Here is a 12,472-nt window from a genome sequence, read left to right as displayed (position 1 = left end):
AGAAAGTCTTGATTTCACTTGTTTCCTCTAGGATTTATGATACAATATTCTTATGAAATTAAGAAAACAGACTCTCATCCCACTTTTATTGGCCGATGCTATCGCTCTCTACTTTTTTCTAACCACTATTGAGGCTTGGATTTTTTGGCTTGCTGCCCTGATCCTAGCCGGCTCACTTTGGTGGCTCAAAAAAGCCATTCAAGGACAAAAAACAGAGATGGAAGAAAAGTAATTTCTTCCATCTCTGTTTTTCTTTTGTTCCCTCCAACTAATTCCTTAAAAGAAGTAAACGAGCTCTGAAATAGTAAAGAAAGTGGGACAGAAATCGGTCATTCGTTAGAATTCGATTTCGTCGTCCCACCACCGCACAATTGAGTAGGACTATAAAAGCTGATGAAATCAGCCTAGTAGAGTCCACTCAACCACTGCGTCTTGCTCAACAAAACAAAAACAAGAAGAGGCTAGGATTTTTGTCCCAGCCTCTTGCTGTTTATTTATTATGTTTCCAATTGCTGTAGATCCCAAAAAGAATGATCCAGACCGTAGCTCCGATTGCTCCAATGTATGTTGATTCTTGCAAGAAGAGACAAACGAATACAAAGAGGAAGAAAACAATGGTCAATGGATTCAACACTTTATAAGCTGGCATGACAAAACCATCTGGCATAAATTCTTTTGATTTACGGTACTTAAGATGGGCGAGCATGGTTAAAATATAAATAGCAATGTAGACACCAGAAGAAGATGCCGTAATCAAGGCAAAGGCATCTGAAACACCTGGCAAGATATTGATAAAGGCTGAAACAGCCACCACAATCGCAGAAAAAATAATCGCGCGACTTGGAATCCCCATACGAGATAAGCTATTCAATTTCAAACGATTCATCACTTTGCTGTTTGGTGTTTCTTTTGCAATCTGGTACAAGTGACGCCCTGTTGAATAGAGAGTGGAATTCAAAGAAGATGCGGCAGCTGTTAGGACAACGAAATTAATTAAACCTGCTGCCCACTTGATTCCAACCATTTGAAAGACGGTCACAAATGGTGACTTATTGACAGGGAGCTGTTGCCAAGGGAAGATAGCCATAATGGCTAACAAAGCTCCTACATAGAAGATCACAATACGGATCGGAATTTCCTTGATCGCTTTTGGTAACACTTGACGAGGATTAGCGGTCTCTGAAGTGGTAATCCCGACAAACTCAATTGCCTGATAGGCAAAGAAAACCATTTGGAAGGCCATCACAAACTTAACCCAACCATTTGGAAACATCTGAAATCCATTGGTAATATTGGCTAAGCTGGCATGTCCTGCTGGTGTCTCAAAGTTGGTCATCACCATAAAAATACCTGTTGCGATTAAGGCTAGGATGGTAATAATTTTGATCATACCAAACCAAAATTCGACCTCTCCAAAGACCTTGACGGCTATCAAGTTCACACAACTCAACAGTGCTAGAAAGACAATTTGAATCTGCCAAGCAGGCCAATCAGGGAACCACAATTGAACATAGTTTGAAACTGCTGTGATCTCTGCCATTCCTAGAAATATCAAGGAAACCCAATAGGACCAACCCGAAAAGTATCCCCAGCCTTTTCCTAAATACTTGGTGATAAAATTGATGAAGGTATGTTGGTCAGGATCCATATAGAGCATTTCCCCAATGGCCCGCATCATCAAATACATAAAGCCGCCTGTCAGCAAATAGACTAAAATTATGGATGGACCCGTTAGAGAGAGGGAACGCCCTGCTCCTAGAAAGAGTCCTGTCCCAATGGTCCCTGCAATCGCAATCAGCTGCACATGCCGATTTTGCAGACCCCGGACCATCCCATTTTCAGTTTCTTCATTCGAGTGAAGTTTTTTTGACATATCACTACTCCAATTATCTTATCTGTATTCTAGAAAAATACACTTTAAATTTTTCACAATCTATACTATACCATGATTTTTACAATCGGTCAATATAGTGCAGAATATTCTGAATTTTTGTTTTCAAAACGAAGAGAGTGTCGAAATTTCTCCGACACTCTTCTTCTATCATGAGTTTGGATCATCAAGGCTGCGTCCGTGCAAGCCTTTTTCACGTTGCACCTGGCGAAGTTTTTCAGGTGTCACATCGTTTCCTTCTTCATCCACAATTTTGATTCCTTCGATGTGGTGACGAACGGAACGACGATAACCTTCAATATATTCTTCGCGAAGTTCAGCTTGTTCAACTGCTTCTTCCGGTGTTAAGCCAACTTCTTTTTTCTTTTTTGCAAGCTCATTAATCCGAGCGATTTTTTCAGGTGTCATTATCAGACCTACTTTCTACCTGTCACCAGGTCATTATTTAGTGTTCAATTGATTAAAGGCAGCGACTTTATTGGCTTTTGCTACTAGATTAGCAAGAATAGCCAAACGGTTATTTTTCAAAGCTTCATCTTCTGCCATGACCATGGTATTGTCAAAGAAGGCATCGATGACTGGGCTAAGGGCAAAGAGTTGAGCTAATTTATCACTAGCTGAACCAGTCAATTCGAGACTTTCTGCTGCTTGAGCGAGAGCTTTTTCTTGGTTATTTTCAAAGAGGCTAGCATCGACTGCTACTGAAGCATCTGCTTTTTCAGCCAAGTTGAAGGCACGAGAGAGGGACTCAACAGCTGCCTTGTAACCGTCCGTCTTCGCAGCTTCTGAAAGGGCATCTGCTGCTTCCAGCATATCCGCTACCACGAAGTTTGAAGCAGCAAGTACAGCTTCTTTGATGTCTTTAGATGTGCGTCCCATCATCTTGTCCACACGCGCCTTGATGAAGTTAAGCACTTCTGCTTGATTGTCATAAGAAAGGCTATCAAATGAAAGTCCGTAAAGGCTGTCGATTAACTCATCCATAGGAATGTGCCAACCAAAGGCATCTAAGATACGAACAATCCCTTGTGTTGCACGACGAAGCGCATAAGGGTCGTTTGAACCTGATGGGATCAAACCAACTGAGAAGAAGGAAAGGAGGGTATCCAATTTATCTGCAAGCGCAAGGATAGCACCAACCTTGGTCTCTGGAAGGGCACCATCTGCTGAATCAGGAAGGTAGTGCTCACGAATAGCTGTCGCAACCGCAGCATCTTCACCAGCGAGAAGGGCATATTTTTCACCCATAATTCCTTGAAGCTCATCAAACTCTCCGACCATACCCGTCAAGAGGTCAAATTTGTAAATTTCCGCTGCACGCGCTACGGCTGCCGTTTCTTCAGCAGTCAAACCAGCTTGTTTAGCCAATGATGCTGCAATAACACCAGCACGGGCCATGTGTTCTGAAAGGGAACCAATTTTTTCATGGAAGGTTACGTTGGCCAATTTAGCCACGAGGTCTTCAATCTTGAGTTTTTGGTCTTCACGCCAGAAGAATTCACCATCTTCAAGACGTGCCACCAAGACTTTTTCATTTCCTCGGATAACATTTTCCAAGTGCTCAGCGTTCCCATTACGGACTGAGATGAAGTTTGGTTTGAGCGTACCATCTAGGTCACGTACAACAAAGTAACGTTGGTGGGTTTCCATTGAGGTCACCAAGACTTCTTCTGGAACGTCCAAATATTTGGTGTCAAAACTTCCCATGAAGGCAGTTGGGTATTCCACCAAGTTCAAGACTTCGTTCAAAAGTCCTTCTTCGATTTGTACTTGAACACCTTGTTCTGCTTCGATGGTTTTGATTTGCTCACGAATCATGTTTTCACGTTCCTTGCTGTCAGCAATCACGTAAACGGTACGAAGGTCTTCTTCATAAGAATCTGCATTGGTGATTTCCACTTCATGTCCAAGGAAACGGTGTCCGCGACTCACACGACCTGAATGGATATCCAAGAAATCAAGGTCAAGCGCTTCGTCGCCCAAAAGGACAACCAAAGTGTGGACAGGGCGGATGTATTCAAAGGTGTTATTCGCCCAGTGCATGCTAACAGGGAAGGTCAATGAAGCAAGCACTTCTGGAACGCCAGCCAAGACTTCTTTGGCAGGTTTTCCAGATTCATGTTTCGTCACGTAGACGTATTCTTCCCCTTTAACTTCACGGAATTCAATGTCGTCAACGGTCAAGCCTTTTCCACGGACAAAGCCTTGCGCCGCTTTTGAGAAGTTTCCATCAGCATCCAAGGCGATCTTCTTAGAAGGTCCTTTAAAATCTTCTGTCAAATCAGATTGTTGATCAGCCAAGCCAATGACACGGACAGCCAAACGGCGAGGTGTTGAGAAGGTTTGAATACTTTCGTATGAAAGACGGTTGTCATCCAAGAAGGCTGCCATTTTTTCACCGAGTTGTTTTTCACTTGGTGTGACAACGTAGGCTGGCAACTCTTCAAGTCCTAATTCTACTAATAAGTTTTTTGTCATGTTTTTTCTCCGAAAAATATCTTTTTTTCCAGTTTGCCTTATGTGATTGGCACGCAAGCAACCGACTGTGTCGTTTCATTGCTAAAATTGGAGCCTATAGTCTCCAATTTTGCCTGGTATCGTTAGTTTCTCTAACGATACCTTTATCACTGCGGCAACTGGTTCTGTAGGATTACTCTATTAGCCAATCCCATCTAATACTCTTTTTATTCTTCCTCTTCTGCTAGGAGTTTGGCGCGTGTGGCTTCGTCGAGAAGTGGGTAGCCGAGTTTCTTACGTTCTGCAACGAAGGTCTTGGCTACGACACGGGCCAAGTTACGAATGCGGGCAATGTAACCGGCACGTTCTGTAACAGATACTGCTCCACGAGCATCTAGCAAGTTGAAGGTGTGTGAACATTTCAAAACGTAGTCATAGGCAGGGTGAACAAGGCCCAATTCCAATGCACGTCCGGCTTCTTTTTCAAATTTTTCGAAGTTTTCAAGAAGCATATCTTGGTCAGAAACTTCAAAACTGTATTTTGAGTGTTCATATTCTGGTTGAAGGAAGATTTCTCCGTATTTAACGCCTGGAGCCCACTCAATATCATAAACTGAGTCTACTTCTTGAATGTAAGAAGCCAAACGTTCCAATCCGTAAGTAACTTCAGAAGTTACCGGGCCAGTTGCCAAACCACCAACTTGTTGGAAGTAGGTGAACTGAGTGATTTCCATACCGTCCAACCAAACTTCCCAACCAAGACCAGCTGAACCAGTTGATGGGTTTTCCCAGTTATCTTCAACAAAACGGATATCGTGTTCCAATGGATTGATGCCCAATTTTTCCAAAGACTCAAGGTAAAGCTCTTGGATATTAGATGGTGATGGTTTCATGACCACTTGGAATTGGTGGTGTTGGTAAAGGCGGTTTGGGTTTTCCCCGTAACGACCATCAGCAGGACGACGAGATGGCTCTACATAAGCCGCATTCCATGGCTCAGGACCAATAGCACGAAGGAAAGTGTAGGGACTCATTGTTCCCGCACCTTTTTCATTATCATAAGCCTGCATAAGCATACAACCTTGGTCATTCCAAAATTGTTGCAAAGTCAAAATAATTTCTTGAAATGTTAATTTCTTAGACATTGAATACTCCTTTAGTTTTTATATTTCTTTTTCAATTAATTTCTGCTGAACAAACCAATTTAACAAGGGAAGAGTTTTATCTGTATTTGCCCATAAATGATAAGAATCGAAGACCGCTTGTACACTACCTAGATTTTCTACCAACTTATCTATTGTCAAAAAACTACGCCAGTATTCGTAAAAAATACTTGCATAGTTCTTATCATAAGTCGAAGAACCAAAATCATTCAATGAATGCCAACCATACTTCTTCTGAAAAAGTTCTACGAGAGATTGATTACAAATTTTTTCCGCTTGAAATTCCTCTTCTGTCAAGAAATACTTGCGACTTATATATTCAACCATCCCCTCTTCGAACCAGATATAAGAGTCATAACCATCAAAATCATCTAAAAAATGCTCCGACCAATGAGCTAACTCATGTCCTACAATCTGTAAGAGGAAATTTTCAGATAAAGAATGATAGTGACTTTCTATTGCTTGAGTTTGCTGAGAACACTCGTAGTCCATCAACTGATACAAATACAACTCTTTCCAAACAGCTAAATCAGGCGTCATAACCATTCGTCTATTATTTGTATAGGCTGGAACAGCACTTTCCCTAATAATCTGTGTAGCAGCATTAAAACTTGACCAAATAACGGCTTGCGGTAACTCACAGACTGCAAGTTCATTCTTTAAAAAAGATTGATAATCTTTCAACTTTTCAGTATTTCTTACTACAAATTCACGAAATGCAGCTAGTTGACTATCGTCTTTTACAAGATAAAGGTTTTCCACGTCTCTCCTTTCTTTCACACAATAGACTGAATAAGCAAAAGAACCGAATTTCAACCCCCAAGCCTTGCGACTAGGGGCGTCAGAAACGCGGTTCCACCCTAATTTATTACTTCATTTTATTTTACTTTACTCGGCTCTTCACCAAGAGAAAGCGCCACTTGCCTACTTTGCTCTACTTGGCTTTCACTGTCCCAAGCTCGCTAAAAAAACGCCATAAGCCTTTCTTTCTTGTCAGTATTATAGCAGATTTTTGCCTATTTGTAAATAAAAACCAGTTTGAAACTTCTGTTTCAAACTGGTTTTAGGCTAACAAACTATCTTATGTTAATTATGATGTTTTGCAGCTTTTGGTTTTTTCCCATGCAATTTTTTCTTTGCATTTTTCAAAGCTGTCAAAGCATCTTTCACATCTTGTTGGCTAGATCCTGGATTTGAAAGAATAGCTTGTGCATCCTTGAAGGCTACAAGATACGCTTCTTTGTCTTCTTTTGCAGCATAGAGGAATTTAGCATTTTTAGCTTGGAATTTCAATTCTTCTTTAATGTATTTTTTAAGACTTGAAAAATCAGTTGCTTTTCCATTCAATTTAGCTTCGGCATTCTTGAAACCTGCAAGAGCTTGATCGATTTGTTCTTGTTTCACTGTTGGATCAACTGCAAGCAAGGCTACTGTTTGGAAAGCACGATCATAGTCGCGACGTACTTTTTCTTTGGCATTGGCATAACGACCTGTTTTCGTTGCTGCATCGTAAGCTTGCATTGCTTCTTTCAAAGCTGCAACATTGGAGTCTTTTCCATCCAAAGCCTGATTTGCGGCTTCCAGAGCTGCAACTGCTTGGTTGATTTGTTCTTGACTTAACTTCTTAGTCAAAACAGTTTGGGCTGCTTGTAAGGCTTGATCGTAAGCTGCTTTCTTATCAGCACTAGCATTGAAGTAGAGGGCTGTCTTTGTAACATCCGTTTGTTTATTCAAGGCAGCCAAGAGATCCACTTTTGAGAGCACTGCAATGTGGTATACATTGTTGCGTCCTGCAACGACTGTGATCTTAGGTGCGTCCTCAGCTAATTCATAGCCTGTAGGAAGAGTGGCAATCAAGGTGTATGTTCCAGTTGCTACTGTCTTACCAAACCCATTCTTACCATATTTTTCAGCTGGCAATACAAAGTTTTCACCATCAGCTCCCTTCAATACGATGGTTGCTGCTTTTGAAACAGGTTGATTAAATAGGAGGCTAACTGGCGCATATTCCAAGGTATTTGCTAGGAAAGTAATGGTTTGGAAACTATTGTCTTCTGTCAGATCAAACTCTTGACTTAAACTGCTAACGAATTTCACTTCTGTACGATCATAAGTGAAGATTTCTGCTGTATAATGACCAAAGTTCAAGAAATTGATATTTTTTGTTTTATCAACAGAGACGTAGTGTCCATTGCTATCCTTGATACGGTATACATACATGGTATCCAAGTCTTTATTTGTCTTAGCATCACGAACCGCAATCTGTACCCGACCACTATTTTGGTCACGGACCAAATCAGCTAACGAAATGTAATCGACGTTTCCAGCAAAGTCTTCTACATAGTAGTAGATATTCTTCTTATCAATGTTTTCAGGAAGGTTAAAGCTACCATCTTCATTGGCCTTGATGATATGGTAATTTTCGAGAGCACGACTACCACTTTCATCATTATCTTTTTGGACCATGGTACCTTTATCATCAAATGGTGTCACATAGACCAATTTTTCAGTTTGGATACCACCATCGCCAACGTCTTTGGCTTTTCGTGCAACAAACTGTTGAGCGCCATCTTTGAAGCGAATGTATCCAGAAGTAATCACTGGTTTTTGAGTATCGACTTGAACCTTGAAGGTTGTTGATTGTTCATCTGCTCCAGGAACCATTGGTGTATAACGAATCACATAATCATAAACACCATCTGCTACGGCGTTGCCGTTAGCATCGGTACCATTCCACGCTGTACTATCTAAGGTATAGCTACGAGGATTTTTATCATTTCCATCAAAGAAGTTCTTACGAAGTTCTGTAGAAGATCCTTCCCAAATTGGATTTTTATGCTCAGTATCACTTGCAGCGAATACACTGGCATGAAGATTTTCCAAATTCCGGAGAGCTACTGTTTTGTATTCTACAAAGTCTTTGTTGCTGTCTTCATTTGGTGAAATGGCAATTCGAACATTTCCGTTAGCATCCAATTGAAGTGAATGGGTTCCATCCGCTTTTTCACCAATACCAAGGACTGTGATACGACGTCCATCTCGTTTGCCTTGGGTGAGAAGAAGATCATTTTGAAGCGTTAACAAAGCAGACATATCTGCATTGTAAGGAATATTCAAATCTTCTGGCACATTGTAATAGAAACCATTTTTGCCTTCACGTACCAAATCGTAAATTGGTTTTTCTACTGCTGGAAGATTTTGGAATTCTCCCTTGAATCCCATAAATGGTAAGCTAACCACATCGCCATCATCAGCTGGATCAACAAAACGGACAAATCCTTCAAGGAAATAACCATTTGGCATTTCTTTTGTCAATTCTTCTGTAAATTTGCGGGTATCAACTTTAACCGTTACCGTCTCAGAACTATGAGCTTTGACAGTTACTTCAGGCCAAGCTGTTTCTGTTAATTTACGAGGGCGGAGGGTGAATTTACCTTTTTTGACTTCATCTGTATTCGTATTGACCAGCATCTTCAGTGTACGATCTGTATCTGAAATATTGTGAACTGTAACATCAAATGTAAAGGCATCTTCAACATTACCAAGAGTCACACTAGGATAGTTGTTGTCGCCAGTAATATACAAGTCCGTTGAAACCGCAGCAGCTGTATCAACAACACCTGCACCTTGTTGACGAGGAGAAGTATAAACACCGGTTTCTTTGTTAACATGTGGTTTCGCCGTAGACATAATCAGGGCTTTAACAGTCGCAGAGACTTGTTCAGGAGTCAATTCTGGGTGGTTCTTAACAAGGTATTCTTTGACCAAAGCAGCAACACCTGCTACGTGAGGGGAAGCCATACTCGTACCGCTCATATCACCGTAAGTATTGTCATTTAGTGAAGAGAAGATATTTCCACCAGGTGCTGTGACATCAGGTTTCAACTGACCATCTGTTGTCACACCCCAACTAGAGAAATCAGACAATTGGTCTGCTGCAGGTGATGGACGATTGGCCAATTTATCGTTAAAGACAATCTTATAAGAACCGGATTTTAGAAGTTCACCATAGTGTTTTGAAATAAATACAGAAGGAATCTTTTTAGCATCACCGTCAATCGCCATTCCAAGGTTGGTTCCTTCTACATTGTTGTAGACCAAGGCCCCTACAGCACCATGATGGAAAGCATTCGCAATCTTTTCAGAGAATGTCAATGAACCACGTTGAATAAGAGCTAATTTACCGGTTACATCAACATTTTTGAAGTCTTCTTCTTTCCCTAGGCCAACCGCTACGTATTCATATTCTTTTCCTTTTTCAAAGTCAGTGTCTGTAGCAGATTTACTGTAATCAAATTTACCATGATCGGCTTGAGCGTTATCTTCCAAGCCCTTCACTTCAAATACTTCAGAAGTCACGACATTGTTATTGATGGAAGCTACAGAGATAGAATCTTCTACGGTTGACGGATTTCCGACTACACCATAGTCTGGATTTTCAGCCGATGGTCTTGAATAACCATTCCCAAAGGTATTACTATTTCCGGCAGAAATCAACACAGAGACACCTTTTGCACGTGCCCGTTTGATAGCATCAATGATATCTGAACCTGCGTTGACCGTGGAACCAGTAGAAGATCCCAGACTCATATTGATGGTATCTGCACCAAGGGCAACAGCATCATCAATTGCTTTTACATAAAGGGCAGAACCAGTCGTTTTTTGACGATCGGAGAAGACACGCATAAACATCACTTGTGCTTCCGGAGCTACACCATAGATCTTTTCGCCGTTTGCTGCATCTTTATCAGGGTTCCCTGTTGCAATCCCTGTAACGTGCATCCCATGAGATTCTCTCTCAGCTTCCTTGATATTATCTGTACCGTCAAAGTAATCGTAAGCGTAGACTACCTTGTCGTTGTACCATTTACCATAATCAATTCCTGCCTTCTTCTTAGCAGCTTCAATATCATTTTGGTTTTTAAACTTAGCTTTTGAAGGATCTGTGATGCGAAGAACTTCGTGGTTGACATCCAAACCTGAGTCAATGACAGCAACCACCATTCCTTCACCCTTGTATCCTTGTTTCCAAGTTTGTGGGACAGTAATGATTTCATCGCTCTCAATACTTTGAGGTTTTTCTGCAGCCTCATGACGGGCAGTCGTTTCAGAACTTGTAGGAGTCGCTACTTCTGTAGCTTTTTCTACCGGTTTTGCAGCTTCTGCTGATTTTGTTTGTGAAGCATCTGCTCCTTCTTTAGGTGCAGTCGCCTTTTCAGTTGCAGCAGCCTCTGCAGGAGCAGATTCTGTCTTCTCAATTACAGCCTCTTTAGCAACTGCTGTCTTTTCAACAGTAGCTACACTTGTCGGTGTTGTTGCCTGCAAATTCTGTTCTTGCGATGGTAGTCCTTGACTAGTAGCTACTAGCTGTGTCTCAGGACTCTTTTGCCCACTTGTTTGTTCTTCTGCACTTGCTTGTGCAGATCCAAACACCAATACAGACCCCAATAATACTGAAGCCACGCCAAATTTGTATTTTCTTAATGAAAAACGCTCTTGTCTGTTCATAGGAACTCCCCTTTTATTTTAATAGTTCCTATTATAACGCAAAATTGTCTGAAAATTCATTCAAACTGAAATTGTAACAAAAATGTAATATTTACGAATGTTACTAGTTAAAGATTTATTTTCGTTCGTTATCTGGACATTTTATGTGGGAAAGTATTATAGAACGTATGTTTTAGTTAGAGCGTTAAAATTATTTTATACCAAAAAGAATAGCAAAAAATCCGAGAGCCCCCTCACTCTCGGAAATGATAATTATCCCACTTTCTCTTAAAAATCTTTCTGATCTGGATCCGGTGCACCTGCTTCAACCGGAAGATGGCGAAGATGCTCTAGATCTTCTTTGGTCAACTCAAAACCAAAACAGTCTAGATTGCTCGTAATCCGCTCTGGGGTAACTGATTTTGGCAATGGAAGGAAACCTTCTTGTAAACTCCAAGCCAGGGCTAGTTGAGCGACGGTCTTTCCATATTTAGTAGCCATTTCTTTTACTTGTTCATTTTGGAACAATTCTCCTTGGCCAAAAGGTCCCCAAGCCTCGAGTAAAATGCCATGCTTGCGACTTGCTGCAATAGCTTCACTTTGGTAAACCCCAGGTGCTAGACGAATTTGGTTCACAGCCGGAATGACCCGAGCTGTTTCAAGGAGGGCTTCCAGATGGTGGGGCAGGAAGTTACTGACCCCAATGGATCGAACCTTGCCATCCTTTACCATATCTTCCATTGCCCGCCAAACCTCAGCATTTCGCTTTTTCCAGGCATCATTTTCTCGAAGGGGTTTTGGATTTGGCCAATGAATCAAATACAGATCCACATAGTCCAAGCCAAGTTTCTCAAGAGACTCTTCCAAAGCAGCTTGAGCGTCTTCATAGGTGTGATGAGTATTCCAAAGTTTGGTGGTAATAAACAAGTCTTCGCGCTTAAGACCACTATCCTTGATCGCACGACCCACACTCTCTTCATTTTGATAAATCGCAGCTGTATCGATATGGCGATAACCTGTTTTTAAAGCAGCTAACACAGCTTGATACGCTTCTTCTCCATCCGCTGCTTTCCAAGTTCCAAATCCCAATACAGGAATCTCCACCCCATTATTTAAACGATAATGATTCATTTTTTATTTCCTTTCTTCGATTTCGGTTTCTTAGGCCCTCGAAGCTTGAGCTCTGGTTTAAAAATATTTTTCTTGGTTGGCTCCATCTTCTTGCTATAAAAACTATAAACTAAAAAGGCTCCTCCAACCACCAGGATAAAGGGACTTTTCCTTACCAAACCATAGAGCAAGAAAAAAATTCCCATCGCTAAAAACCGTAAATCTATTTTCTTCATAAATTACCTCACATTTCAGTCTCCATTATAGCATGAAAAGACAGCATTCACAAAATTGTACTACCAATGGTAAACAAAAAGCCTCTACAGACTGTTTAACTCCCATGAATACGTCACAAAAACCTCTC

The 12,472-nt window shown here is 41.1% G+C and carries 9 protein-coding genes; 1 reads left to right on the top strand and 8 read right to left on the bottom strand.

The genetic code is table 11. The annotated features are described in order from the left end of the window. Window positions 1-52: 52 nt before the first annotated feature. Complete coding sequence (locus JX304_RS00250) at window positions 53-232, top strand: hypothetical protein (RefSeq protein WP_205010744.1); 180 nt, start codon at window positions 53-55, stop codon at window positions 230-232. A 258-nt stretch (window positions 233-490) separates the two neighbouring features. Here JX304_RS00250 and JX304_RS00245 read toward each other — a convergent pair whose 3' ends face one another. From JX304_RS00245 to JX304_RS00210, 8 genes are all read right to left on the bottom strand, one after another. Continuing rightward, the gene (locus JX304_RS00245; protein WP_205010743.1) at window positions 491-1,873 is read right to left on the bottom strand and encodes an amino acid permease; all 1,383 of its coding nucleotides are present in this window, start codon (window positions 1,871-1,873) and stop codon (window positions 491-493) included. Between the two features lie 168 nt (window positions 1,874-2,041). Then, window positions 2,042-2,299, bottom strand: coding sequence for a DUF896 family protein (locus JX304_RS00240; RefSeq protein WP_187538210.1), 258 nt, complete (start codon window positions 2,297-2,299; stop codon window positions 2,042-2,044). Window positions 2,300-2,332: 33 nt separating this feature from the next. After that, a complete protein-coding gene (glyS, locus tag JX304_RS00235; RefSeq protein WP_205010742.1) occupies window positions 2,333-4,369 on the bottom strand; it encodes a glycine--tRNA ligase subunit beta in 2,037 nt (678 codons plus the stop codon). A gap of 206 nt (window positions 4,370-4,575) precedes the next feature. Next, a complete protein-coding gene (gene glyQ, locus JX304_RS00230) occupies window positions 4,576-5,493 on the bottom strand; it encodes a glycine--tRNA ligase subunit alpha (protein WP_187538206.1) in 918 nt (305 codons plus the stop codon). An 18-nt stretch (window positions 5,494-5,511) separates the two neighbouring features. After that, complete coding sequence (locus tag JX304_RS00225; RefSeq protein WP_205010741.1) at window positions 5,512-6,273, bottom strand: elongation factor Tu; 762 nt, start codon at window positions 6,271-6,273, stop codon at window positions 5,512-5,514. 324 nt (window positions 6,274-6,597) lie between these two features. Then, window positions 6,598-11,019 (bottom strand): S8 family serine peptidase, encoded by a 4,422-nt coding sequence (locus tag JX304_RS00220; protein ID WP_205010740.1) that lies wholly within the window; start codon window positions 11,017-11,019, stop codon window positions 6,598-6,600. A gap of 267 nt (window positions 11,020-11,286) precedes the next feature. Continuing rightward, a complete protein-coding gene (locus JX304_RS00215; protein WP_205010739.1) occupies window positions 11,287-12,129 on the bottom strand; it encodes an aldo/keto reductase in 843 nt (280 codons plus the stop codon). Then, window positions 12,126-12,344, bottom strand: coding sequence for a hypothetical protein (locus tag JX304_RS00210; RefSeq protein ID WP_205010738.1), 219 nt, complete (start codon window positions 12,342-12,344; stop codon window positions 12,126-12,128). Before JX304_RS00210 ends, JX304_RS00215 begins: the two co-directional genes overlap by 4 nt. Window positions 12,345-12,472: the final 128 nt, after the last annotated feature.

The organism is Streptococcus parasanguinis, assembly GCF_901875555.1.
Classification (GTDB): Bacteria; Bacillota; Bacilli; order Lactobacillales; family Streptococcaceae; genus Streptococcus; species Streptococcus parasanguinis_H.
This window is presented reverse-complemented; position numbering and strand designations above follow the sequence as displayed.

Bases quoted from the DNA above. Each gene is read 5' to 3' on its own strand.
- JX304_RS00250 (WP_205010744.1), top strand. From the start codon at position 53: ATGAAATTAAGAAAACAGACTCTCATCCCACTTTTATTGGCCGATGCT.
- JX304_RS00245 (WP_205010743.1), bottom strand. From the start codon at position 1,873: ATGTCAAAAAAACTTCACTCGAATGAAGAAACTGAAAATGGGATGGTC.
- JX304_RS00240 (WP_187538210.1), bottom strand. From the start codon at position 2,299: ATGACACCTGAAAAAATCGCTCGGATTAATGAGCTTGCAAAAAAGAAA.
- glyS (WP_205010742.1), bottom strand. From the start codon at position 4,369: ATGACAAAAAACTTATTAGTAGAATTAGGACTTGAAGAGTTGCCAGCC.
- glyQ (WP_187538206.1), bottom strand. From the start codon at position 5,493: ATGTCTAAGAAATTAACATTTCAAGAAATTATTTTGACTTTGCAACAA.
- JX304_RS00220 (WP_205010740.1), bottom strand. From the start codon at position 11,019: ATGAACAGACAAGAGCGTTTTTCATTAAGAAAATACAAATTTGGCGTG.
- JX304_RS00215 (WP_205010739.1), bottom strand. From the start codon at position 12,129: ATGAATCATTATCGTTTAAATAATGGGGTGGAGATTCCTGTATTGGGA.
- JX304_RS00210 (WP_205010738.1), bottom strand. From the start codon at position 12,344: ATGAAGAAAATAGATTTACGGTTTTTAGCGATGGGAATTTTTTTCTTG.